This window comes from Campylobacter lari subsp. lari, assembly GCF_013372185.1.
GTDB classification, from domain to species: Bacteria; Campylobacterota; Campylobacteria; order Campylobacterales; family Campylobacteraceae; genus Campylobacter_D; species Campylobacter_D lari.
The window spans coordinates 952,365-976,495 of sequence record NZ_CP053830.1 but is presented as its reverse complement, the minus strand read 5'-3'; the positions used below and the strand labels follow the sequence as shown (position 1 = coordinate 976,495).

Here is a 24,131-nt window from a genome sequence, read left to right as displayed (position 1 = left end):
TTGCATAAATGACGGGAGCTTGTGTGACAGGCTGAGAGTAAGCTAAAGCTTAGACCGAACCAGAACTAGATAATGCTAGCGTTGGGAAGATTTATACTATATATGCTTTTTACTTATTTTACCCTTCATTTATCCATTTTTTTAAAGGATAAATTATGAACAAAACTCAAATGAAATTTGCCAAAGAAGGTATTTTCACAAAACAAATGCAAATTGTTGCGCAAAAAGAACAAGTGAGTGAAGATTTTTTACTTGAAAATATTGCTTGCGGAAAAATTATAATTCCTGCAAATATAAATCACAAGGCGCTAGATCCAAATGGTATAGGTTTTGGGCTTCGCACGAAAGTAAATGTAAATTTAGGTGTTTCTAATGATTGTGCTGATTATAGCGAAGAAATGCAAAAAGTTAATTTGGCACATAAATTTAACATAGAAGCTATTATGGATCTTAGTAATTATGGTAAAACTAGTCGCTTTAGAGATGAATTAATTGCTACTTCAAAAGCTATGATAGGAACGGTTCCTGTGTATGATGCGGTTGGGTTTTTAGAAAAAGATTTAAAAGATATTAAGGCAAAAGATTTTTTAGATGTTGTTTATCATCATGCAAAAAGCGGGGTTGATTTTATGACAATTCATGCAGGAATTAATTCTCGTGCGGCAAGAGTTTTTAAAGAGTGTAATAGGATTACTAATATAGTTTCAAGAGGAGGCTCAGTTCTTTATGCTTGGATGCAAATGAATAATGCTGAAAATCCATTTTTTGAATATTATGATGATTTGCTTGCTATATGCAAGGAATTTGATGTGACTTTATCTTTAGGCGATGCGCTAAGACCAGGTTGTACTCATGATGCAAGTGATGGGGCTCAAATAGCTGAACTTATTGAGCTTTCATTATTAACCAAAAGAGCATGGGCTCAAGATGTACAAGTGATGATAGAAGGACCTGGTCATATGGCTATAAATGAAATAGAGGCAAATATGCAAATAGAAAAAAGAATTTGCAATGGAGCTCCATTTTATGTCTTAGGGCCATTAGTTACTGATATTGGTGCAGGATATGATCATATAAGTGGAGCAATTGGAGGAGCGGTTGCAGCTGCAAATGGTGCTGATATGCTTTGTTATGTAACTCCGGCAGAGCATTTAAGACTTCCAAATTTAGAAGATGTAAGAGATGGCATAGTGGCTACAAAAATAGCAGCTCATGCGGGTGATATTGCAAAATTACCAAAAGAGAGAAAAATAGATGATGAAATGAGTAAAGCTAGACAAGAAATTAATTGGGAGAAAATGTTTAAACTAGCAATTGATGGAGAAAAGGCTAAGAAAATGTTTAATGAAAGAAAACCTGAAGAGCTTAATTCTTGTTCGATGTGTGGAAAAATGTGTGCTATGAATACTATGAATCAAATTTTAAAAGGTGAGGATGTAAGTTTGATAAAAGAATAAACCCTCGATTATGAGGGTTTATTTTGATTAATCTATTACTTTATAATTATAAGGTTTTAGATTTTTATCATCTTCAAGAAGTTTTGCTGGTGGATTGCTATTTACTTCTTGGTGTTTATAGTAGCGATCTCCTGCTTTGTTGCCGTTTAGATCTATTTTATAGTGAATTTCACCTGGATTTAATTTTTGAATATCTTCAAAACCTAAATTTGAAGTTTTGAAATCTTTAATACCATTTTTGGCTGCAATTTCTACTAATTTAGTTTGTCCTTGTCTTGACATATCAACTGATTGTAAAAGCATTCTTGAAGCTTCTCTAGGATTGTGGAATCCTGTTGAGTTTTCAGCGCCTACAAAGTCTGCTCTTACTTGAGATTTTCTATGTAGTTCTAATACTTCTTTTAATTCAGCTGAAATTTTAGCATCATCTGCTTTGCCATTGGTTTGGAATTTAGGCATTTTTCCAAGCTCTGCGCGAATAGTTTCTACATCTTTAATCAAGCTTACTAAAGAATATTCAGCTGTTCTTAAATCATGAGCTACTGAATTTTGAATATCTTTTACTTGTTTAGCTAGATAGCTTTCGCTTTGAGTATGGCAAGTTTTACAAGCTGAGTTAATATCAACTAAAGGTGAAGTGATGTTATGGTTAGTAACTTTTTTTGCACCTTTTCTAATATAAGGCATATGACAATCTGCACAACTTACACCATTTGCAGCATGTACTCCACCACTATAAAGTTCGCTTTCTGGGTGTTGAATTTTTAACATAGGTGCTTTAGTGATTTTATGAACCCAATCACTTGGGAAATTTTCTCTATTTTTTTCATAATAATCATCAAACATTTCTATTCTAAATGACTCACCTTTTTTCCACTCACTCCATGGATAGGTTAACTCTATACCATCAACCTCAATTTCAATTGGTTTATTTCCATCTCTCCAAGAATCAAACTCATCATAAGTTTTTTGTGTGCCATTCCACCATTTTTTAGAACTATCATTAGCTATACTTTCACCAATAGTTTTTACCTTGGTACCTGTTGGTTTGAAATAATACTCAACATGGCATTGAGAGCATACTAAAGTTCTCATCTCGCTTCTTGAAGCTTTAATGCCTTGTTTTTCATCTGCTTCATAGCCTCTTGAAATTAATGCTTTGATTAAAGCTGGTCTTGTAAGTCTTAAACTCATATCTGTAGGATTGTGACAGTCTGCACAAGTAACACCCATTCTTTTCCCACCATGAGGTCCACTGTGCTCAGGTGAGTTTTCTTTGGCTCCATTTACAGCTGGAATAGTTTTAATCATAGTCCAATATTTTGCAGAGTTAAATGCTACCCAATCACCTTTTGCAGTGTTATTTAAAAGCCAAGGAGTCCATCCGCTATGACAGTTCATACAAGCTGTTGGTTGGCCGCCAAATCCTGCAAAACCGTGTGCATTTAGGAAATCTTTATTGTTTCTAGCTGTATCCATTTGATCTACTTGAACCCAAAAATGACCTCTTTCTTCATTAGCATCAATGCTAAATGGATAACCTGCCCAAAGAACAGTTAGTTGTGGATAACGAATTAGTTTTGAATAAGCTAAATTTCCACCAAATTCTGTTGCATTAGGTGCTTGTTTTTCGACTGCTGTATGCATATCTAAATAATCAGGAAAGTTCTTCCCCCAGTAATCAAAAGTAGGGTTTTCATCGCCAAGTTTTACAATTTCTTGAGAAATGATTCCGCCCACTGAATCATTTGTTTTAGCTGTGATATCTTGATTTAACCACAATACGCCCGCAATAGCTACTATAGTAGCACTTATAGCACTATATAAAATGCCTTTGTTATTCATTAATTACTCCTTTCATTTAAAATCCTCTCTTATGGCCAACACCTTGGTGACAAGATACGCAACTTAAAGAATTATCTTTATGTGGATCTAGAGTAGGGTTGATAGTGTTGCTTGCAATTTCTTTATGACATTCTATGCAATTATTTTGGACTATTTCTTTACTTTTTGCATTTGCACTTAAATGTGTAGGTAAAGAATCAAGTTTGAAAGTAAATGCATAAGCATGCCCTAAACCACTTTGAGCTTTAGCAATCCATTTTTCAAAAAAGCTATGTGGTAAATGACAATCATTACAGGTTGCTCTTGGTTTACCATCAACTTCTTTAGAGTGTGAAGCTTTTAAATAATCATTATAAACTTCGTTCATAATATGACAATTATTACAGCTTTCACTAGCATCACTAAAATAAGAAGTGCCTTTAGCATTATGGAAAGTATACATTCCAACTCCTGCTAAAATTACAAGCAAGAAGAGGAAAACAGCAAAAAGTTTTGAGTTTGCTTTTTTCAAAGTCTCTCCTTTGAATGAAGTTTAAGTTACAAGAACTTAGATGTAATTATATTACACTATAAAATATTAAAAAGTAAATATAAATTTATTATTCATTTATAATTTTTTTAATAAGATAAAAAAAGTATTATTTTTTTATATAAATTTATTTACTATTATAAAAATAAAATAATTTTTAATAAAAGAAATACTAAAATATTAAATACTAGAAAATAAGGTAGGTGCATTATGCAAATTCAACCATCGATGTATATTAATAGAGAACTCTCTTGGCTTGCATTTAACTCCCGTGTTTTAGATCAATGCTCTAAAGATCTTCCTTTACTTGAAAAACTTAAATTTATTGCTATATACTGTACAAATTTAGATGAGTTTTATATGATAAGAGTTGCAGGGCTAAAACAGCTTTTTATAGCAGGAATAAGTACAGCAAGTAATGACGAAATGACTCCACTTACGCAGCTTAAAGCTATTAGAAATTATTTACACGAAGAAAAATATGTAGTAGAGCAGTATTTTACTAAAATTACCCAAGATTTAGAAAAAGAAAATTTATTTATAAGATCTTATGAAGAACTTGATGAGGATTTAAAACAACAATGTAATGATCATTTTTTTTCAAATATTTTTCCTGTGATAGTTCCAATAGCAGTTGATGCAACCCATCCTTTTCCGCATTTAAATAATCTTTCATTTTCATTGGTTGTAAAACTTTGTGATCCTATGCATCCAGAGCTTTTAAAATTTGGCATGGTAAGAATTCCTAGAGTTTTACCAAGGTTTTACCAAGTAAGCTCTAATATTTATGTGCCTATAGAAAGTATAGTGCGCCATCATACTGAACATATTTTTCCAGGTTATAAGCTTTTATCCTCAGCTGCTTTTAGAGTAACTAGAAATGCAGATATGGAGATAGAAGAAGAAGAAGCTGATGATTTTATGATGATTTTGGAGCAGGGTTTAAAGCTTCGTAGAAAAGGTGCTTTTATCCGTTTGCAAATAGAAAAAGGCGCAGATGAGCAGTTGATTGAATTTTTAAGTTCTCATATGAATATTTTTCATAAAGACATTTATGAATACAGCATACTTTTAAATTTACCATCACTGTGGCAAATCATTTCCAATAAAGAATTTACACACTTGTTAAACCCTGTATATACACCAAAGATTTTACCACCTTTTGGGGATAATGTATCCATTTTTAGTGCAATTGATAAACAAGATATATTAGCTATACAGCCTTATGAAAGCTTTGAACCTGTGTATCAATTTATCAAAGAAGCAAGTAAAGATCCTAAGGTTGTCTCTATAAGAATGACTCTTTATAGGGTTGAAAAAAATTCAAGTATTGTCCAAGCTTTAATTGATGCAGCAAGTGATGGCAAACAAGTTACAGTAATGGTGGAATTAAAAGCACGCTTTGATGAGGAAAATAACTTACATTGGGCAAAATCATTAGAAAATGCAGGAGCTCATGTGGTATATGGAATCACTGGTTTTAAAGTGCATGCAAAAGTTGCTCAAGTGATTAGAAAAGAAGGGGATAAATTAAAAATTTATAATCATTTAAGTACAGGCAATTATAATGCAAGTTCGGCTAAAATTTATACCGATGTGAGTTATTTTACTTCAAAAGAAGAATACTCTCAAGATACCACAACCTTTTTTCATATACTTTCAGGATATAGTAAAAGCCGTCGCTTAAAGACTTTATCAATGAGTCCAAAACAAATCAAAGAACGAATTTTAGATATGATAGCCACTGAAGCAAGTCATGGAAAAGATGGGGTTATCATAGCCAAAATGAATGCTTTAGTAGATGGTGATGTGATTAAAGCTTTATATGAGGCTTCAAATAAGGGTGTTAAAATAGATCTTATTGTGCGTGGAATTTGTTGTTTAAGACCTGGGGTAAAAGGGTATAGTGAGAATATAAAAGTTAGAAGTATAGTGGGAAAATATTTAGAGCATGCTAGAATTTTATATTTTAAACACACTGAACCAAATTATTTTATTTCAAGTGCTGATTGGATGCCAAGGAATTTAGAAAGAAGACTAGAACTAATGACTCCTATCTTTGATGAGCATTCTCGTGCAAAATTAGCTCAAATTTTAAAACTACAATTAAGCGATAATGATTTAGCTTATGAGCTAGATAGTGAAGGAAGATATCGTAAGATTGCTTTAAATGAAGCAGAAAAAATTAATAATTCTCAACAAATCTTAGAAGAATATATTAGTAGAATTTTTAATACCTTGAAAAAAGATACTGATCACAGTAGAGCAGCACATTTAGCGACAAAGCTTTTTAGAGATAGCTAATCCTTGCTTTTTAGCAAGGATTACTTCCAACCTTCTATGTAATTTTTAAGTTTTCTGCCAACTTTTGGATGTTTTAATTTTTTAATAGCTGAGCTTTCTATTTGTCTAACTCTTTCTCTTGTTACATTTAATTCTTTACCGATTTCTTCTAAAGTTCTATCACTTTCATCATCCATTAAGCCAAAACGCATTCTAATAACAGCTTTTTCTCTATCATTAAGCTGATCTAAAACTTCATCAATTTGTTCTTTTAAATCATCTTTTAGTATATGATCCATAGGAGAAATTGAAGTTCTATCTTCTACAAAATCTCCAAATTTACCATCATCTTCATTGCTAATAGGTGCTTCTAGTGATATTGGCTCTTTAGTAATTTTAATAACTTGCTTAACCTTATCTACGCTAAGTCCTACTTCTTTAGCAATAATGCTTACATCAGGCTCTTTACCTTCTTTTTGTAAGTATTCACGAATAATTTTATTGATTTGATTAATAGTTTCTATCATATGGATAGGAATTCTTATAGTTCTTGCTTGATCAGCAATCGCTCTTGATATAGCTTGTCTAATCCACCAAGTAGCATAGGTTGAAAACTTATAACCGCGTTTGTATTCAAATTTATCTACTGCTTTCATAAGGCCTATATTGCCTTCTTGGATTAAATCTAAAAATGGTAATCCACGGTTAGTATATCTTTTAGCAATGCTTACAACCAAGCGTAAATTTGATTTAGCCATTCTAGTTTTTGCTTCATCTGAGATTTTCTTACCGCGTTTGATTTGCTCTAGAATTTCTTTTAATTGATCTTTTTCTAAATCAAATGAATTTTGACTAGCTTCTTTGGTTTGAATAAGTTTTTTAATCTCCATATAAGTACTAACCATAGTTGTTTCTAAAGCACGTTCAGCAATTTCTTCTTTACTAAGTTTTGTGATATCTTTTAAAATATCTGCATGTCTTTGTTTTAACTCATCTGAAAACATTGGCAAACGATATTCTAAGCGTTTTAATTCTTTGTCAAATTCCTCATCGCTTTTTAATGCTGTTTCCATGGATTTTACTATTTCAGATATTAATTTTGAAGTAGGACCTAAATCCATGAGTTTTTCTTTTAATATATTTTTCTTAAAAGCTATGATTAATTTATTCAACAATTCATCTTCGTTATTTTCTGCATTAATAGTAGATATAGTCTTAAGCCATTCTTTTTTCGCTTTTTCTAAAGCCTTAAAGCTTTCTATGACTTTTAAGGTTCTTTCGTCTTCTTTTTTGCTTGTTTTTTTAATTTTTTTATCGTTAGAATTTTCATTTTCTTCGTTTTCATTTTCTTCTTCAGAGTCTATTTCATCATCGTTTTTATCATCATCGTTTTTATCATCATCTTCAAAACTTTTAAATAATTCTTTTACTCTTCTTTCTCTGTTTATAAGAGGCTCTTTGTAATCAAGTATAAAATCAATCAAATAAGGAACCGAGCAAAATGCATCTATAATGATATCTTCACCAAGTTCGATTTTTTTAGAAATTTCAACTTCCTCATCTTTGTTTAAAAGAGCTATTTGCCCCATTTCTCTTAAATACATTCTAACGGGAGAGTCTGATCTGCTCCATTCTAACAAATCATTTTCATTGGCTAAATCAAATTCATTTTCTAAACTCGTATCTTGTAATTTTTGTTTTTCTTCTTGTAATTTTTTTGCTTCTTCTAAATTTCTTTTTTTAGCAATTTCAGCTGAAGAAATTAATTCTACTTTGTATTTATTCATTAAATCTCTAATTTTTTTTGCACTTGTTGCATTTGGAAGCTTTGCAAAATACTTGACAAGTTTTTCATATGTGATATAATCTTTAGAATTTTCTTTGAAAAGTTCTTCTAAAACATTGGTTTCATTAGCCATGGATACCCCTTGTATTTAAGTAATGAGTGTAAAACTAAATATTATTCCTAAATTTTAATTAAAAACAAATAAAAACATTTTGGAACAACTTTTGCTTTATCAGTAGAAAATTTAAGATTTTAGTTAGGAAAAACAATGCAAAATGGGTATTATCAAGCCACTGGTGCTATGGTTACGCAGTTTAATCGCTTAGATGTTGTAACTAATAACCTTGCTAATGTAAATACAAGTGGCTATAAAAAAGATAATGTTGTAATTGCAGATTTTAAAAGGATTTTTAAAGAAACTCAAGATGAGTTACCTATACAAAATCACACAAGAGATGCAGCAAGATTTGTAAATACTACTATAGATAGAGTTCCTCAAGTCAATCATGTATATACAAATTTTAGTGTAGGTTCTATGAAAATGACGCATAATCCTTTAGATCTTGCATTAACAAGAGAAGATACTTTTTATCTTATTAAAACCAATAATGGAGAAATAAGATTAACTCAAGATGGAAATTTTCAACTTGATGAGGAAGGATATTTGGTAAATCGTCAAGGATATAGAGTTTTAAGTAGTGATTATTTTAATAATCCAGAAAATGATGGCATACGCATAGGAAATTCTACTTCTTTCATTAATGTTGATAAAAATGGAATAGTAAGTGCTTCTAATCAAAATATCGCAAGATTATTTGTGGCTCAAGTTGATGATTTAAGAGATTTACAAAAAGATGGCGATAATATGTATAAGGTTGATTTAAATAAGGTTAGAGACTTACCAAATTCAAATGCTATAAGGCAAGGATTTACACAAGGTTCAAATGTTAATCCAGTTACTGAAATGGTAGGATTAATCGAAGCAAATAGAATGGTTGAGATGTATCAAAAAGTTATGACATCTCATATGGATGATTTAAATCAAGAAGCTATTAATAAATTAGCAAGTACTAAATAAAACTAAGGATAGGTAAAATGTTAAGATCATTATATACAGCAGCATCAGGGATGGTGTCACAACAAACTCAAATTGATGTAACTTCAAATAATATTTCAAATGTTAATACGGTTGGTTATAAAAAATCTCGTGCAGAATTTGCAGATTTGATGTATCAAACTATGAAATATGCAGGGACTTCAACTTCAAGTACAACCAAACATCCAAGTGGTATAGAAGTAGGTCTTGGTTCAAGAGTAACTGCAATTAGTAAAATTTTTAGCGAAGGTAGTTTAAAACAAACATCTACTGCAGGTCTTGATATGGCAATTGCTGGAAATAATGGCTTTTTCCAAATTCAAATGCCAGATGGTACTATAGCTTATACTAGAAATGGACAATTTACAAAAGACGCTGAGGGAAATATTGTAAATTCAGATGGTTATAGATTATTACCTGAAATGACTATACCAGAAGATGCTACTGCTATAAATGTCGCAAGTGATGGAACCATTTCTGTTATGCAACCAGGAAATACAGCCGAAACTCAAATAGGACAAATTGAGCTTGTAAATTTCATTAATCCTGCAGGTTTGCATGCTTTGGGTGATAATCTTTTGGTAGAAACTGATGCAAGCGGAGCTCCTATTGCAGGTATTGCAGGTGAAAATGGTTTTTCTCCTATTAAACACGGCTTTGTTGAGCTTAGTAATGTTCAACTTGTAGAGGAAATGACTGATCTAATCACAGGTCAAAGAGCTTATGAAGCAGGCTCAAAGGCTATTACTACAAGTGATGATATGCTTGGAATAGTAAATCAATTAAAACGCTAATTTAATAGCGTTTTAATATGTAATATACTTTAAAAAAATACTAAAAAACTCCTAATTATAAGTATTTGTAAAATATTCTTTATTATAATTTAAATTTAAACTAATCGATAGTATTATTATATTTATGTATTCTTTTGTACATAAATATAATAATAACGAGGGATATAATGAACAGAAGGGACTTCATTAAAAATACCGCTATTGCTAGCGCTTGTGGTGTTGCAGGATTGAGCGTTCCAAGTAGTGTGCTTGCAAATACTGAAAACAAATGGCGTTGGGATAAAGCTGTTTGTAGATTTTGTGGTACAGGATGTGGAATTTTAGTTGCAAGACAAGATGGAAAAATTGTTGCTGTAAAAGGTGACCCTGCAGCTCCTGTAAATCGTGGGTTAAATTGTATTAAAGGCTATTTTAATGCAAAAATCATGTATGGAGAAGATCGCTTAGTAACACCTTTACTTCGCGTAAACGCAAAAGGCGAGTTTGATAAAAACGGAAAATTCCAACAAGTTTCTTGGCAAAGAGCTTTTGATGAGATGGAAAAACATTTTAAAAAAGCTTACAAAGAAAAAGGTGTTGAGGGAATTGGAATTTTTGCAAGTGGTCAATACACTATACAAGAAGGATATGCTGCTGCAAAATTAGTAAAAGCTGGTTTTAGATCAAATAATATAGATCCAAATGCACGTCATTGTATGGCAAGTGCTGTTGTTGGTTTTATGCAAACATTTGGGGTTGATGAGCCTTCTGGTTGTTATGATGATATAGAACTTACTGATACTATCATCACTTGGGGTGCAAATATGGCAGAAATGCATCCAATTTTATGGTCTAGGGTAAGTGATAGAAAATTAAGTAATTTAGATAAAGTTAAAATCGTAAATTTATCTACTTTTTCTAATAGAACTTCTCATATAGCAGATACTGAAATTATTTTCAAACCAAATACTGATTTAGCTATTTGGAATTATATTGCAAGAGAAATTGTTTACAATCATCCTGAAGCTATGGATAAAGAATTTGTTGAAAAGCATTGTATATTTACTACAGGATATGCTGATATTGGTTATGGAATGAGAAATAATCCAAATCATCCTAAATTTAAAGCAAGTGAAAAAGATACTGTAGCTAAACAAAATTCTATTATCTTAGATGATGAAGAAGCTGTTTCTTTGGCATATTTAGGTGTTAAAGCAGGCGATAAATTTGAAATGAAACACCAAAGTGCTCCTGATGCGCATTGGGAAATTTCTTTTGAAGATTTCAAAAAAGCTCTAGAACCTTATACGCTTGATTATGTAGCAAAAGTAGCTAAGGGTAATGAAGATGAAAGCATTGAAGAATTTAAGAAAAAATTACAAGAATTAGCAAATTTATATATAGAAAAAAATAGAAAAGTTGTTAGTTTTTGGACTATGGGCTTTAATCAGCACACTCGTGGTAGTTGGGTAAATGAGCAAGCTTATATGGTGCATTTTTTACTTGGTAAACAAGCTAAACCAGGAAGTGGAGCATTTTCACTAACAGGGCAACCAAGTGCTTGTGGAACTGCAAGAGAAGTTGGAACTTTTTCTCATCGTTTACCTGCTGATATGGTGGTTGCAAATCCTAAACACAGAGAAATTAGTGAAAAAATTTGGAAAGTTCCTGCAAAAACAATCAATCCAAAACCAGGTGCTCCGTATTTAAAAATCATGAGAGATTTAGAAGATGGAAATATCAAATTTGCTTGGGTTCAAGTAAATAATCCATGGCAAAATACAGCTAATGCAAATCACTGGATAGCAGCAGCTAGAGAAATGGATAATTTTATAGTTGTTAGTGATTGTTACCCAGGAATTAGTGCAAAGGTTGCAGATTTAATTTTACCTAGTGCTATGATTTATGAAAAATGGGGAGCTTATGGTAATGCTGAAAGAAGAACTCAACACTGGAAACAACAAGTTTTACCAGTAGGTGAGGCTATGAGTGATACTTGGCAAATTTTAGAATTTGCTAAACGCTTTAAATTAAAAGAAGTTTGGGGAGAAACTAAGGTAGATGACAAACTTACTTTACCAAGCATTTTAGAAGAAGCTAAAGCTATGGGATATAACGAGGATGATACTTTATATGATGTATTATTTGCCAATAAAGAAGCAAAATCTTTCAAAGCAAATGATCCTATAGCAAAAGGTTTTGATAATAGTGATGTAAATGGCGATGAGAGAAAAATTATCGGAAGTGATGGCAAAGAATTTGATGGTTATGGATTTTTTGTACAAAAATATCTATGGGAAGAATACCGCAAATTTGGCTTAGGTCACGGACATGATTTAGCTGATTTTGATACTTATCACAAAGTAAGAGGATTAAGGTGGCCTGTGGTAAATGGCAAAGAAACTCAGTGGAGATTTAATACTAAATTTGATTATTATGCGAAAAAAGCAGCTCCAAATTCAGATTTTGCCTTTTATGGAGCTTTTGCTAAAGAATTACCAAAAGGTGATTTAATAGCCCCACAAACTCAAGAAAAATATAGCTTAAAAAATAAAGCAAAAATTTTCTTTAGACCATTTATGAAAGCCCCAGAAAGACCAAGTGAGGAATATCCATTCTGGTTGTGTACAGGTAGGGTTTTAGAGCATTGGCATAGTGGAACTATGACTATGAGGGTTCCTGAGCTTTTCCGTGCTGTTCCTGAAGCACTTTGTTATATGAATGAAGATGATGCTAAAAAAATGCAAATTGCCCAAGGTGATATAGTATGGGTAGAATCTCGCCGTGGTAAAGTAAAAGCTAGAGTAGATTTTCGTGGTAGAAATAAACCATCTAAAGGACTTGTGTATGTACCTTGGTTTGATGAAAATGTTTATATAAACAAAGTTACATTAGATGCAACTTGTCCATTGTCTAATCAAACTGACTTTAAAAAATGTGCAGTGAAAATTACTAAAGCATAATGATGAATAAGAGAAGAGAATTTTTAGCCTTTGCTTTTAAGCTTTTATGCATAGGAAGCGGAAGTGCATTTTTAGCAAGTTTAGCATTTAGCTCAAATCAGGAGTATTTTTTAAGACCTCCTGGGGTAGATGATGAAAAAGAATTTTTATCAAAATGCATACGATGTGGACTTTGCGTAAAAGCCTGTCCTTATGATGTTTTAAAGCTAGCAAATTTGGAAAATAGTGCTAAAAATGGCACACCTTTTTTTATAGCAAGAGAAAATCCTTGTAGGTTGTGTGAGGATATACCTTGTATTAAAGATTGTCCTACAAATGCACTAGATCATAAATATTTAGAGCAAGAAGATGGAATCTATAAAACAAAAATGGGTATAGCTATCATTGATAGTGCAAGTTGTGTGGCTTATTGGGGAATTCAATGTGATGCTTGTTATAGAGCTTGTCCTTTAATAGATAAGGCTTTAAAACTTGAAACAAAACGCAATGAAAGAACAGCAAAGCACGCATTTTTGCTTCCTGTGGTAGATCATGAAGTGTGTGTTGGATGTGGGATTTGCGAAAAAGCTTGTATAACACAAAAAGCAGCCATTAAAGTTTTACCTAGAGAATTTATTTTAGGAAAAGCTGGGGATAATTACATCAAAGGTTGGGATGAAAAAGATGAAAAACGTTTACAAGATGTAAACACAGATAAAAATTTCAATAAAAATAAGGCTAAAGATTATCTCAATGATGGAGAATTGCTATGAAATATCTTATTTTAAGAAGAATAGTGCAATTTTCTATTTTAACTTTTTTTTCTTTTAGTGTATTTGATTTTATATTAAAAGGAAATTTAAGTTCTTCGGTTTTATTTTCTTCTGTGCCATTAAGTGATCCTTTTGCATTTATTCAACTTGTGTTGGCAAGTTTGCAAGTAGATTTAATGGCCTTAAGTGGTGCTTTGATAGTATTTTTATTTTATGCTATTTTTACTGGAAGAGCGTTTTGTGCTTGGGTTTGTCCTGTAAATATCATTACTGATTTTGCTTATTTTATTAGAAGTAAATTAGGTTTTAATCAAGCAAGGATTTTTAATGTAAATAAAAATTTGCGTTATTATGTTTTGGCTTTTGTTTTGATTTTTTCTTTTCTTTTTTCCTTTCCTGTTTTTGAGGAATTTTCTTATATAGGAATAATCCAAAGAGGGATTATTTTCGGTGGTGTTTCTTGGATTTTTGTAGCTTTGATTGTCTTTTGCGTAGACACATTTTTTAGTCCAAGATTTACTTGCTCGCATTTTTGTCCTTTAGGAGCTTTTTGGGCTTTAAGTTCGCATTTTTCATTACTAAAAGTAAGATATAGCTTACAAAAATGCACCAAGTGCTATAAATGCCTTGGGGTATGTCCTGAAAAGCAAGTACTTTGGATGATAGGTAAAGAAAATCAAGATGTAAAATCAGGTGAGTGTATAAGATGTGGAAAATGTATTGATGTTTGCGGTGATGATGCTTTAGGTTTTAGTATAATAAATTTAAGGAGAGAAAATGAAAAATAAAATCTTTTTATCCTTAGCAGCAGCTGTTTTGATAAGTGCTTGCGGACTTGCTGTTAAAAGTGTTGATTCAAAAGATATAGGTTTAAGAAAAACAAGTTTAGAAAGTGAAAATGTAGAATTATTGGATGCAAAATATTCTCAAGCAATGGCTGGAGAATCTGTTTTAATTGAGAGATCATTTGAAAATGCTCCGCCGTTAATCCCTCACACTTTAGAGGATATGCTTCCAATTACAAAAGATAATAATATTTGTTTAAGTTGTCATGATCAATCTGTTGCTAAAGATGTTGGTGCGACCCCGCTTCCTAAGAGCCATTATTATGATTTTAGAAAAAATAAATCTACTAAAGATATGATAAGTGATGCAAGGTTTAATTGTACGCAATGCCATGTGCCACAAAGTGATGCTAAACCTTTGGTAGGAAATAGCTTTGAAGCTAAATTTAAAAGCGAAGAATCAAAGAAAAAATCTAATCTTTTAGATGTTTTAAATGAAGGCGTAAAATAAAACTATGAAAAAAATATTTTTAATCTTACTAATGAGTGTATATGTATTTAGCTACGAGCTTAAACTTAATTCAAATTTAAATGTCTTGAAGCTCATTGGTAATAGTTTGCTTATAGGACTTGATAATGGAGAAATAAATCAATATTCCATTCAAGATAAAAAACTGCAAAAAATCACTCAACTAGATAAGATTAAAAATTTTTATGAAGAAAATCTTAGCCCTAGAATTTATAGTATTGATTACTTAAATGGGGCTATTTTGATTTTAAGTGAAGGTGATTTTGGAAGCAAAAAATTGTATGTTTATAAAAATAAACAACTTTTAAGCTATGATTTAGTTAATGATGGGGTAAAAAAGGCTTTGTTTTTAGATGATAATACTATTTTATTAGCCTTGCTAGGTTCTAATATAGAGCTTTTTGATCTAAAAACAAAAAGTGTTATAAAAAATTTTACTTTTTCTAATTCAAGCTTAAGTGATGTAGTTTTAAATGAAACAAAAACTCAATTAGTAGCAGGTTTTGAAAGTGGTGAAATAATACTTTTTAATGTGAAAAAGTGGCAAAAAATAAAAAGTTATAAAAATATTCATAAGGATAATATCTATCAACTTGATTTTAAAAACACAGTTATTGCAAGCTGTAGTACTGATAGAAAATTAGGTATAGTGCAAAATGATCAAGAAAAAAATATAGAAAGGAATTTTTTGATTTATACTTGTGCTTTAAATAAAAACGGCTCTATAGCGGCTTTTGGAGATAATGAAAAAAATATCATAGAAATTATAGATACTAAAAATTTAAAATCAATAAAAAAATTTCAAAATAAAGATTTTTTGCTAGAATATCTTATATTTTTAAATGATCACGAGCTTATTAGCGCAGGCTATGAGGATAAAATTATATTTTGGAGTATAGATGAATCTTTCTAGTGTGTTGATTTTAACTAAAGAAGAAAAAGTAGAAAAACTCAAAGAGCAAATTCAAAAAACACCTTGTTGTAGTGTGGAACTAGCTCAGGCTGAAAAAATTATAGTAATAATAGAAAGTGAAAATTTAGACGATGAACTAAAAGCATATAAACAATTAGAGCAGCTTGATGGGGTGGTGAGCATTAATATGGTTTTTTCTTATCAGGATTTAGACGAAGAAAGAGAAAAAATTTTAAAAGCAAATTTTGAAGCAAATGCTTTTGATGAGAATTTAAAAAAAGACAATATAGAATACTATGGCAATGTTTTTAGGAAATATTGATCATGGTTTTTTTGGTTCCTTTGATTTTAATTATTTCTTCTATTTTTATTATTGATCATTTTTATTTTTCTAAAGAAAATGAAGTAGTGAAAGAGCAAAAACAAATAGGGCAAAAGGATATTAAGCAAGATAAGCAAAAATATCTTGAAAATATATTAAATCAAAAATAATCATGTTTGCACAAATTTCATATAAAAAATTCTTTTGGATTAATATTTTAGTTGTAATTACTCTTGCTTTAAATTTAAGGGCACCTATAACCTCTATAGGTCCTATGATAGAATACATTCAAGAATATTATAAGATAAACTCAGCCTTAGCAGGAATGCTTACAACTTTACCTTTGATAGCCTTTGGGCTTATATCTTTTTTCGTGGCATATTTTTCGCAAATTAAAGCTTTGTTTTTTGGTTTGTGTTTAATTGTTTTTGGAGAGTTTATTAGAAGTTATGGGGGTAATATAGGTTTATTTTCTGGGGTTTTTCTAATTGGAGCAGGTATTGCGATAGCTAATGTTTTATTGCCTTCTTTTATTAAAGAGAAATTTGCAAAAAACACTTATAAAATTATGGGTTTATATGGATCGATTATAGGTTTATCTTCAATTGCTGGAGTGGCCTTATCGCTTCCTTTGCTTAAATTTTTTGATGTACCTCAATCTATGTTTTTTTGGGTTATATTAGCTTTGATTGCTTTGATTTTTTATTTTCCGCATTTGAAAAATAAAAGATTATTGCGTCCTAAAAAGAAAAACATCAATAAAATAAATCTTTTTTTGAATTTAACAGCTTGGAAAGTTACTATTGTAATGGGATTGCAAAGTTTTTTATCTTATAGTCTTTTTGCTTGGCTTAGTGTGATGATAAGTGAAAAAGGTTTTGGAATTGATTTTGGTTCTAATGTTTTATTACTTTCTCAAATCATAGGCATGCCTGTGGCATTTTTATTGCCTATTGTTTTAGGAAAACTAAGAACTCATGCTAAGGGTTTTGTTATTGTAATATTGGGTTTTTTATATGTTTTAAGTTTTGTTTTGGTGTTTTTTTGTGATGTAAAATTAGTATTGTTATTAGCAGCTATTTTCTTAGGTTTTGCATCTAGTGGGGTTTTTACAATTTCATTATTGTTTATTGCTATAAAAAGTTCAACTTCTTTTATAGCAGCTAAACTTTCTGCTATGTCACAAGGCATAGGGTATTTAATAGCAGCTCAAGCGCCTTGGATTATAGGTATGCTTCATGATAGTTTTGGAAATTTTACCCTAGGCTTTATCGTGCTTATTGCAGTAGCTACAATACTTAATATTTTTGTATTTTTAGCATATAAAGCTCCTGTGATTAAGTAAAAATTAAAATAAATTAAAGTCTTTTTTGTTAGAATTTTGACATTTTATTTTTTTGTGAGTTGATAATGCGATATACAGTAACAGAAGCTTCTATTTATGAGGCACAAGGTTTAAAAGATGAAGCTTTGGAGATTTATAAAAATATATTAAAGCAAGATCCACAAAATAAAAATGCCATTGATGCTATAAGGCGTTTAAGTGGTTTGCGCTCTAATCATGAAGATTTAAATTATGATATGCTTGATTTTTTTGTTAATATGAAAAGCGAAGAAGAAGTTAATGAATTTAAAAGGTGGTTAATAAAACTATGAATATAGAAGATTTAGCAAAAATGGCCATAAGTGAAGTTAATTCAGAACTAGATAATAAAAAAAGTAAAAATGATGAATTTACTCCTATGGTAGAGGAAATTACCCAAGAAAAAAATATTAATATCCAAGAAGATAAAATAAAAAAAGAGATTAATCAAGTTGCACAAGAATTGATCCAAGAATTAGATGATTTAGAGGTAAAAGTTAAAGAAGATGCTATTAAGGTTGAAGCTTTAGAGGAAAAAGAAGAAAGTATTATAAATAATGAAGAATTTTTCTTAAAAAATCTCAGAGAGCGTATTTTGGTTTTATTTGAAGGATTAAAAAATACTAAAGATGAGCATATAGAAAAAAGACTAGATATTACAATTACTTTTTTAGAGTTTTTACTTGCAAAAATTGAAGATAGACTTAAAAAATGATCAAGATTTTTTAAGAATCAAAAACATACTTAAACCTTACACGCAAAGAGCTTATTTAGTAGGTGGCTGTGTAAGGAATTCTTTTTTAGATTTATCTAGCGATGATTATGATATAGAAATTTATGATATTGAGCCTCAAATTTTTGATGATTTAATGCAAAAACTTGGCGCAAATGGGGTTGGGAAAAGTTTTTTTGTGTATAAATACAAAAAATTTGATTTAGCCCTAGCACGCTATGAAAATAAAATTTCTACAGGCCATAGAGGTTTTGAGGTTAAAGTTTGCAATGATGAGCAAGAAGGAGCTAAAAGAAGGGATTTTACCATTAATGCATTGATGGTAAATATTTTTGATTTTAAGTTTTTAGATTTTTTTAATGGTTTGCAAGATTTGCAAGCAAAGATTATAAGACATATTGATGATAAAAGTTTTGTTGAAGATAGCTTAAGAGTGCTTCGTGGAATTTCTTTTGCATGCAGGTTTGATTTAACAATTGCAAGAGAAAGTTTAAAATTAATGCAAACTATGGATATAAGTGATTTATCTAAAGAGCGTATTAATAATGAACTTTATAAAATTTTTAAAACTTCAAGACTAAATAAAGCTTATGAGTATTTCAAAATTTTAAATTTAGAAGAAAAAATATTTTTTTATCAAAGCCACAATAAAGAATTTGAAAGATTGTTAGAGCATAGTCAAAAATTAATTTGTGATGAGGCTTTGTATTTATATTTGTATTTGAATTTTTTTCGTATAAATAAAGAGGAATTTTTTAAAAAAACAAAATTAAAAAAAGAACTATTAAAAAAATGTGAACAAGGATTTATTTTAGGTAAAATTGATGATTTTAATTTAGCTAAAATTGCTTTAAAAATTCCACTTTGCAAATGGCTTGGGCTTTGGGATAATGAGCGTATAACACAAGCAAAAAAAATAAATTTATATTATCATACTTTTGAAAGTAAAATTAGTGCCAATGATTTGCTAAAGGAAGGATTTAACGGGAAAGAGCTTGGAATTGAGCTTGAAAAAAGAAGATTACAAGAATTAAAAAATTATATAAAGGAGCAAAAAATGAAAGAATATATTTTAAAAATTTCATGTAGTGATGAAAAAGGATTGATTTATAGAATTTCAGATGTTATTTTTAAATATAGAATCAATATTATAAAAAATGATGAATTTGTTGGAGAAAATCGTTTTTTCTTTAGGGCGCATTTGGAAGGTGAGCTTGATATAAAAGCTTTTAAAGGTACGCTTGAAGCTATGCTTCCTGATAATGCGCAAATTGAGATTACACCTAAGAGAAAAAAAGATATTATTGTTTTAGCTACTAAAGAAACTCATTGTTTAGGGGAATTGCTTATTCGCCAATTTAGCGGGGAATTTAATGCAAATATAAAAGCAGTTATTGCAAATTATGATACTTTAAAACCTTTGGTGGATAAATTTAATATACCTTTTCATGCTATTTTAGCTAAGGATTTAAGCAGGCAGGAGCATGAAGAAAAAATTTTGCAATGCTTAAAAGAGTATGAGTTTGATTATATTGTTTTAGCAAAATATATGAGAATTTTATCGCCATTTTTTGTAGAGCATTTTGAAGGAAAGATTATTAATATCCATCATTCTTTTTTACCTGCATTTATAGGAGCTAATCCTTATAAACAAGCTTATGAAAGAGGAGTGAAGATTATAGGTGCAACAGCGCATTTTGTAAATAATGACTTAGATGAGGGACCAATCATTACTCAAGATGTAATCCCTGTAACACATGAGTATTCTTGGCAAGCTATGCAACAAGCTGGTCGTAATGTAGAGAAAAATGTATTTTCTAAGGCGCTAGATTTAGTTTTCGATGATAGAATTTTTATACACAAAAATAAAACAATAGTGTTTTAAATTTTTGATGCCAAAAAGGCATCAAAAATTAGCAAGAATAACAAGTTTTAAACTCATATGCAGTTGGTCTAGCCTCAACTGGCCACACTTGAGTTTCAAATTTCATATGTTGATAATCATCTATAAACACATCACTCATCACAGGTTTTAAGAAAGCATTTTTGCGAATTAAAGCTTCTAATGATCCTCTTAAAGTATGTGGTAATTGCTCTATACCTTTTTCTCTAATTTCATCTAGAGTTAGTGCGAATAAATTCTCATCCATAGGGCCAACCGGTATGGTTTTATTTTTAATACCATCAAGTCCTGCCATAAGCAAGCTTGTAAAGGCTAGGTAAGGGTTAGAAGTGCTATCAGGAAATCTTATCTCAACCCTTGCGCTTTTTTCATTAATGCCATAAGGCACGCGACAACTTGCTGAGCGATTTTGACAAGAATAAGTTAATATACAAGGTGCTTCAAAACCTGGAACTATTCTTTTGTATGAATTTGAACTTGGATTAGTAAAAGCTGCAACGCTTCTTGCATTAGCTAAAATTCCACCTATATAATTAATCGCACATTCACTTAATTTTCCATAGCCTTCTTTATCATAGAATAAATTTACTCCATCTTTCCAAAGACTCATATGCACATGCATACCACTTCCATTATCTCCATAGAGTGGTTTTGGCATAAAAGTAGCTGTTTTTCCATTTAAATGTGCGACCATTTTTACTACATATTTATAAATTTGCACATTATCAGCAGCTTCAACTAAATTTCCAAATTCTACACCAATCTCAGCTTGACCTTGTGCTACTTCATGGTGATGAACAAAAACTTTTAAACCAACTCTTTCTAAAACTTGAACCATTTCAGAACGAATATCCACACTAGAATCTACAGGACTTACAGGAAAATATCCGCCTTTATTTCTTGGACGATGTCCACTATTGTAACTATCTGCGAAATCTTTATTATCATTCCACTCACCTTCTTCGGTATCTACTTCATATTTTGCACAATGGGAAGAATCAACTATTTTTACATTATCAAAAATAAAAAACTCATTCTCAGGACCAAAATAAGCAGTGTCAGCGATATTGCTTGTACTTAAGTGTTGCATTGCTTTTTTGGCAATACTTCTTGGACATTTTTCATACATTTGATCTTTATAAATATCATATACATCACAAATTACTATGATAGTAGGATCTGCTGTAAATGGATCTAAAAAAGCACTTTTAACATCAGGTTTTAAAATCATATCCGATTTTTCTATGGGTTGCCAACCATGCAAAGAACTTGCATCAAAAGGAATTCCATTTTCAAAAGTTTTATCATCAATCGCTTTTATATTATAAGTGATATGGTGCCAAGTGCCTATCATATCAGTAAATCTAAAGTCAACGAATAAAACTTCATGTTCTTGACAATAACTAAAAAACTCATCAATATTATTTACAAACTTACCCATTTTTTTCTCCTTTTAATTAGGTATTAATTTATTTTTTAAGATTGTAGTATATTTTTATTAAATTAAGTTTAAATTAATATTTTTTTTATAGTCAAATACAAAAAAATAAGAATTTATATAATTAATTAATAAAATTAATATTGGTTTATATTTTTTTATAATATAATTTCATATTAGTTTTTTATATTAAAAAGGTGTAAAAATGACTCAAGAAGAATTAGATGCTTTAATGAATAGTACTGAAGATTTAGATCTTGATTCTGTAGAAGAAACAGAAACAAAACCTGAGACAGAATATGAGGATGAGGAAAAAAATCAGCAAATTGTAAATGATATGATTAATGGTGATTATAAAGCAAGAGCGGATATGGCATGGCCACCACCACCACCAAGCAAAGAACATAAAGTTGTGCATCAGCTTGATGATGTTACAAGAGATAGTGAGATTAAAGCTACTGAAATGATGGAAAAATTAGAAGCTATAAATGATTTCTTTGCGAATTCAGAAAATGAGCTTTGTGTGATTAGCGAGGCTTTGAATAAAAATATAGAAATTTTTGAAAAATTAAATGCTAAATTTCCTAATGTTACAAGCTTTAAAGAAGCTATAGAAACTAACAATAATGCTAAAAATATTATAGATGAAATCACAGGTTGTTTGCAAACTGGACAAGATGAGGTTATGATGGCAATGGATGCTATGCAATATCAAGATATTCATCGTCAAAAAATCGAACGTGTTATTAATGTTATGAGAGCTTTAAGTAGATATATGAGTAGTCTATTTGAAGGTAAAATTGATGATGAAAAACGTGTAGGATCTGCTGTACATATTGAAGGGGATACAACTGCTGATGTTGTAAGTAATGATGATATTGAGGCATTAATCGCAAGTTTAGGAAAAAAATGATTATTCCTGAAATAGTAGCTCCTGCAGGAAATTTCACAAAATTAAAAATAGCATTAGCTTATGGAGCTGATGCTGTTTATGCGGGAGTTAGCAACTTTTCATTAAGAGCAAGAACTGCAAGAGATTTTAATTATGAAACTTTTAAAGAGGCTATTGATTATACTCATGCAAGAGGAAAAAAAATTTATGTAACCATTAATGGTTTTCATTTTAGCTCGCAAATTGAAGGGTTAAAAAGACATATTTTAAAATTAAAAGAAATGAAACCTGATGCTTTTATAGTAGCTTCAGTTGGTGCTATGCGTTTGGTAAAAGAACTTGCACCTGAAATTAATCTTCATGTATCCACTCAAGCAAATATTTTAAATTATTTAGATGCTCAAGTTTATAAAGACATGGGTGCAAAGCGTGTTGTTATAGCAAGGGAGCTTGGTTTAAAAGATGCAAAAGATTTAAAAAATAATTGTGATATCGAGCTTGAAAGTTTTGTGCATGGTTCTATGTGCTTTGCATATTCTGGTAGATGTTTGATAAGCTCAGTGCAAAGTGGACGCATGAGTAATCGCGGCTCTTGTGCAAATGATTGTAGATTTAATTATGAATTATACGCTAAAAATCCAGAAACCAATACACTTTTTAGATTAGAAGAAGATGAAAATGGCACACATGTATTTAATTCTAAAGATTTAAATTTAAGTTCATATATACAAAAAATTATGCAAGAAAATTGTATTCATGCTTTTAAAATTGAAGGAAGAACAAAAAGTGAATACTATGTGGCTTTGACTACAAGAACTTATAAAATGGCAGTAGAGGATGTATTGCAAAATACTTTTGATGCGAGTAAATATGAAAAAGAAATCCATACTTTAAAACATAGAGGTTTTACGGATGGATATTTAGTCTCAAGGGCATATGAAAAAACTGATTCAATTAACCATAATACAAGCATAGAAGAAGGTACGCATCAAGTGCATGCTATTAGTGAAGATGGTGAGTTTTTTAAATGCAAAGGTAAAATAGAGCTAGGAAAAGAATATGAAATTTTAGCTCCAGTTAATTCTAATATAGAATTAGGAGAAAATAAGCTAGGGATGATTTATGAAAACGAAGGAAAGAAATTTATAGTTTTTAAGCAATTACTAGCCAAAAATAATAAAGAATTTAATGAAATTCACAGCGGTAATGAAAATGAAATTGCTTTACCGTTTAAGCTTCCAGAATTTAGCTTTTTAAGAAGGGGTGTTGAATGAAATTTGTTTCTATATTGATGGGAAGTAAGAGTGATTATGATATAGTAAAAGAAGCTTTGGGAATTTTGGAAAAATTTGATGTAAAATACGAAGTTTTAATCACTTCAGCACACAGAAGTCCTCAAAGAACCCAAGAATACATTAAAAATGCAGAAGAAAAAGGTGCAAAAGTGTTTATTGCAGCAGCAGGTATGGCAGCACATTTAGCTGGAGCTGTTGCAGCACATACAACAAAACCTGTTTTAGGTATACCTATGCCAGGAAGTAATTTAGCAAGTATGGATTCTTTATTTTCTACTGTGCAAATGCCAAGTGGAATTCCTGTGGCGACTTTAGCTATAGGTAAAGCAGGGGCTATTAATGCAGCTTATTTAGCTGTGCAAATTTTAGCTATAGAAGATGAGTCTTTAGCACAAAAATTATTAGAAGATAGACAAAAACAACAAGAAAAATTAATCCAAGATTCAAATGCGATTGAAGTTTTTCTTTAAGGAG

The 24,131-nt window shown here is 30.5% G+C and carries 22 protein-coding genes, 1 pseudogene and 1 riboswitch; of the genes and pseudogenes, 19 read left to right on the top strand and 4 right to left on the bottom strand.

What is annotated here, in order from left to right; all coding sequences use genetic code 11:
- The first annotated feature begins 1 nt into the window (after position 1).
- Positions 2-105: riboswitch (TPP riboswitch) on the top strand.
- 50 nt (positions 106-155) lie between these two features.
- A complete protein-coding gene (gene thiC, locus CLLT_RS05165; RefSeq protein WP_074691744.1) occupies positions 156-1,457 on the top strand; it encodes a phosphomethylpyrimidine synthase ThiC in 1,302 nt (433 codons plus the stop codon).
- A gap of 27 nt (positions 1,458-1,484) precedes the next feature.
- On the opposite strand, the gene CLLT_RS05160 is transcribed toward thiC, so the two are convergent.
- Both CLLT_RS05160 and nrfH read right to left on the bottom strand, forming a co-directional pair.
- Positions 1,485-3,302, bottom strand: a complete 1,818-nt coding sequence (locus tag CLLT_RS05160; RefSeq protein ID WP_074691747.1) for an ammonia-forming cytochrome c nitrite reductase subunit c552 — start codon at positions 3,300-3,302, stop codon at positions 1,485-1,487.
- Positions 3,303-3,318: 16 nt separating this feature from the next.
- Positions 3,319-3,813, bottom strand: a complete 495-nt coding sequence (gene nrfH, locus CLLT_RS05155; protein ID WP_012661729.1) for a cytochrome c nitrite reductase small subunit — start codon at positions 3,811-3,813, stop codon at positions 3,319-3,321.
- A gap of 228 nt (positions 3,814-4,041) precedes the next feature.
- On the opposite strand from nrfH, the gene CLLT_RS05150 reads away from it, so the two are divergent.
- Complete coding sequence (locus tag CLLT_RS05150) at positions 4,042-6,135, top strand: RNA degradosome polyphosphate kinase (RefSeq protein WP_074691750.1); 2,094 nt, start codon at positions 4,042-4,044, stop codon at positions 6,133-6,135.
- A 20-nt stretch (positions 6,136-6,155) separates the two neighbouring features.
- On the opposite strand, the gene rpoD is transcribed toward CLLT_RS05150, so the two are convergent.
- On the bottom strand, positions 6,156-8,033 hold the full coding sequence (rpoD, locus tag CLLT_RS05145; RefSeq protein ID WP_074691754.1) for an RNA polymerase sigma factor RpoD: 1,878 nt from the start codon (positions 8,031-8,033) through the stop codon (positions 6,156-6,158).
- A gap of 135 nt (positions 8,034-8,168) precedes the next feature.
- Between rpoD and CLLT_RS05140 the strand changes: the two genes are divergently transcribed.
- The 14 genes and pseudogenes from CLLT_RS05140 (at position 8,169) to purU (ending at position 20,014) form a co-directional block, all read left to right on the top strand.
- Positions 8,169-8,978 carry a flagellar hook-basal body protein gene (locus tag CLLT_RS05140; RefSeq protein ID WP_074691757.1) on the top strand — a complete coding sequence of 270 codons (810 nt, stop codon included), beginning with the start codon at positions 8,169-8,171 and terminating at the stop codon, positions 8,976-8,978.
- Between the two features lie 17 nt (positions 8,979-8,995).
- A complete protein-coding gene (gene flgG, locus CLLT_RS05135) occupies positions 8,996-9,790 on the top strand; it encodes a flagellar basal-body rod protein FlgG (RefSeq protein WP_012661725.1) in 795 nt (264 codons plus the stop codon).
- A gap of 167 nt (positions 9,791-9,957) precedes the next feature.
- Positions 9,958-12,732 carry a periplasmic nitrate reductase subunit alpha gene (napA, locus tag CLLT_RS05130; RefSeq protein ID WP_012661724.1) on the top strand — a complete coding sequence of 925 codons (2,775 nt, stop codon included), beginning with the start codon at positions 9,958-9,960 and terminating at the stop codon, positions 12,730-12,732.
- Positions 12,733-12,734: 2 nt separating this feature from the next.
- A complete protein-coding gene (gene napG / locus CLLT_RS05125) occupies positions 12,735-13,484 on the top strand; it encodes a ferredoxin-type protein NapG (protein ID WP_074691760.1) in 750 nt (249 codons plus the stop codon).
- Positions 13,481-14,272, top strand: coding sequence for a quinol dehydrogenase ferredoxin subunit NapH (gene napH / locus CLLT_RS05120; RefSeq protein ID WP_012661722.1), 792 nt, complete (start codon positions 13,481-13,483; stop codon positions 14,270-14,272). The genes napG and napH overlap by 4 nt, the downstream gene beginning before the upstream one ends.
- Complete coding sequence (locus CLLT_RS05115; RefSeq protein ID WP_012661721.1) at positions 14,262-14,780, top strand: nitrate reductase cytochrome c-type subunit; 519 nt, start codon at positions 14,262-14,264, stop codon at positions 14,778-14,780. Before napH ends, CLLT_RS05115 begins: the two co-directional genes overlap by 11 nt.
- A 4-nt stretch (positions 14,781-14,784) precedes the next feature.
- The gene (locus CLLT_RS05110; RefSeq protein WP_074691763.1) at positions 14,785-15,711 is read left to right on the top strand and encodes a WD40 repeat domain-containing protein; all 927 of its coding nucleotides are present in this window, start codon (positions 14,785-14,787) and stop codon (positions 15,709-15,711) included.
- Entirely contained in the window at positions 15,698-16,033 is a 336-nt protein-coding gene (locus CLLT_RS05105; RefSeq protein ID WP_012661719.1) for a chaperone NapD, read from the top strand. Before CLLT_RS05110 ends, CLLT_RS05105 begins: the two co-directional genes overlap by 14 nt.
- 2 nt (positions 16,034-16,035) lie before the next feature.
- Positions 16,036-16,203: a hypothetical protein gene (locus tag CLLT_RS05100; RefSeq protein WP_012661718.1), complete on the top strand. Its 168-nt coding sequence runs from the start codon at positions 16,036-16,038 to the stop codon at positions 16,201-16,203.
- Positions 16,204-16,205: 2 nt separating this feature from the next.
- Positions 16,206-17,378, top strand: coding sequence for an MFS transporter (locus CLLT_RS05095; RefSeq protein WP_074691766.1), 1,173 nt, complete (start codon positions 16,206-16,208; stop codon positions 17,376-17,378).
- A gap of 62 nt (positions 17,379-17,440) precedes the next feature.
- Complete coding sequence (locus tag CLLT_RS05090) at positions 17,441-17,689, top strand: hypothetical protein (protein ID WP_087699331.1); 249 nt, start codon at positions 17,441-17,443, stop codon at positions 17,687-17,689.
- Positions 17,686-18,111, top strand: a complete 426-nt coding sequence (ciaD, locus tag CLLT_RS05085; protein WP_012661715.1) for an effector protein CiaD — start codon at positions 17,686-17,688, stop codon at positions 18,109-18,111. The genes CLLT_RS05090 and ciaD overlap by 4 nt, the downstream gene beginning before the upstream one ends.
- Positions 18,080-19,186: pseudogene (locus tag CLLT_RS08050) on the top strand (tRNA nucleotidyltransferase/poly(A) polymerase family protein); the annotation flags it as partial. The gene ciaD and the pseudogene CLLT_RS08050, both read left to right, overlap by 32 nt.
- A complete protein-coding gene (gene purU, locus CLLT_RS05075; protein ID WP_074691902.1) occupies positions 19,187-20,014 on the top strand; it encodes a formyltetrahydrofolate deformylase in 828 nt (275 codons plus the stop codon).
- A 28-nt stretch (positions 20,015-20,042) separates the two neighbouring features.
- On the opposite strand, the gene glnA is transcribed toward purU, so the two are convergent.
- Positions 20,043-21,473, bottom strand: coding sequence for a type I glutamate--ammonia ligase (glnA, locus tag CLLT_RS05070; protein WP_012661713.1), 1,431 nt, complete (start codon positions 21,471-21,473; stop codon positions 20,043-20,045).
- Between the two features lie 202 nt (positions 21,474-21,675).
- Here glnA and CLLT_RS05065 point away from each other — a divergent pair, with 202 nt between their 5' ends.
- The 3 genes from CLLT_RS05065 to purE are packed head-to-tail and all read left to right on the top strand — an operon-like array spanning position 21,676 to position 24,127.
- Positions 21,676-22,383: a chemotaxis protein gene (locus CLLT_RS05065; protein WP_012661712.1), complete on the top strand. Its 708-nt coding sequence runs from the start codon at positions 21,676-21,678 to the stop codon at positions 22,381-22,383.
- Positions 22,380-23,636 (top strand): peptidase U32 family protein, encoded by a 1,257-nt coding sequence (locus CLLT_RS05060; RefSeq protein WP_074691769.1) that lies wholly within the window; start codon positions 22,380-22,382, stop codon positions 23,634-23,636. Before CLLT_RS05065 ends, CLLT_RS05060 begins: the two co-directional genes overlap by 4 nt.
- Positions 23,633-24,127 carry a 5-(carboxyamino)imidazole ribonucleotide mutase gene (gene purE, locus CLLT_RS05055; RefSeq protein WP_012661710.1) on the top strand — a complete coding sequence of 165 codons (495 nt, stop codon included), beginning with the start codon at positions 23,633-23,635 and terminating at the stop codon, positions 24,125-24,127. The genes CLLT_RS05060 and purE overlap by 4 nt, the downstream gene beginning before the upstream one ends.
- Positions 24,128-24,131 lie beyond the last annotated feature (4 nt).

Excerpts from the sequence above, each read along its gene's own strand:
- napG (WP_074691760.1), top strand. The coding sequence starts at position 12,735 with ATGAATAAGAGAAGAGAATTTTTAGCCTTTGCTTTTAAGCTTTTATGC.
- CLLT_RS05115 (WP_012661721.1), top strand. The coding sequence starts at position 14,262 with ATGAAAAATAAAATCTTTTTATCCTTAGCAGCAGCTGTTTTGATAAGT.
- CLLT_RS05160 (WP_074691747.1), bottom strand. The coding sequence starts at position 3,302 with ATGAATAACAAAGGCATTTTATATAGTGCTATAAGTGCTACTATAGTA.
- CLLT_RS05095 (WP_074691766.1), top strand. The coding sequence starts at position 16,206 with ATGTTTGCACAAATTTCATATAAAAAATTCTTTTGGATTAATATTTTA.
- CLLT_RS05105 (WP_012661719.1), top strand. The coding sequence starts at position 15,698 with ATGAATCTTTCTAGTGTGTTGATTTTAACTAAAGAAGAAAAAGTAGAA.
- ciaD (WP_012661715.1), top strand. The coding sequence starts at position 17,686 with ATGAATATAGAAGATTTAGCAAAAATGGCCATAAGTGAAGTTAATTCA.
- CLLT_RS05065 (WP_012661712.1), top strand. The coding sequence starts at position 21,676 with ATGACTCAAGAAGAATTAGATGCTTTAATGAATAGTACTGAAGATTTA.
- CLLT_RS05110 (WP_074691763.1), top strand. The coding sequence starts at position 14,785 with ATGAAAAAAATATTTTTAATCTTACTAATGAGTGTATATGTATTTAGC.
- CLLT_RS05140 (WP_074691757.1), top strand. The coding sequence starts at position 8,169 with ATGCAAAATGGGTATTATCAAGCCACTGGTGCTATGGTTACGCAGTTT.
- napA (WP_012661724.1), top strand. The coding sequence starts at position 9,958 with ATGAACAGAAGGGACTTCATTAAAAATACCGCTATTGCTAGCGCTTGT.
- flgG (WP_012661725.1), top strand. The coding sequence starts at position 8,996 with ATGTTAAGATCATTATATACAGCAGCATCAGGGATGGTGTCACAACAA.
- CLLT_RS05100 (WP_012661718.1), top strand. The coding sequence starts at position 16,036 with ATGGTTTTTTTGGTTCCTTTGATTTTAATTATTTCTTCTATTTTTATT.
- CLLT_RS05150 (WP_074691750.1), top strand. The coding sequence starts at position 4,042 with ATGCAAATTCAACCATCGATGTATATTAATAGAGAACTCTCTTGGCTT.
- purE (WP_012661710.1), top strand. The coding sequence starts at position 23,633 with ATGAAATTTGTTTCTATATTGATGGGAAGTAAGAGTGATTATGATATA.
- rpoD (WP_074691754.1), bottom strand. The coding sequence starts at position 8,033 with ATGGCTAATGAAACCAATGTTTTAGAAGAACTTTTCAAAGAAAATTCT.
- CLLT_RS05060 (WP_074691769.1), top strand. The coding sequence starts at position 22,380 with ATGATTATTCCTGAAATAGTAGCTCCTGCAGGAAATTTCACAAAATTA.
- purU (WP_074691902.1), top strand. The coding sequence starts at position 19,187 with ATGAAAGAATATATTTTAAAAATTTCATGTAGTGATGAAAAAGGATTG.
- glnA (WP_012661713.1), bottom strand. The coding sequence starts at position 21,473 with ATGGGTAAGTTTGTAAATAATATTGATGAGTTTTTTAGTTATTGTCAA.
- napH (WP_012661722.1), top strand. The coding sequence starts at position 13,481 with ATGAAATATCTTATTTTAAGAAGAATAGTGCAATTTTCTATTTTAACT.
- thiC (WP_074691744.1), top strand. The coding sequence starts at position 156 with ATGAACAAAACTCAAATGAAATTTGCCAAAGAAGGTATTTTCACAAAA.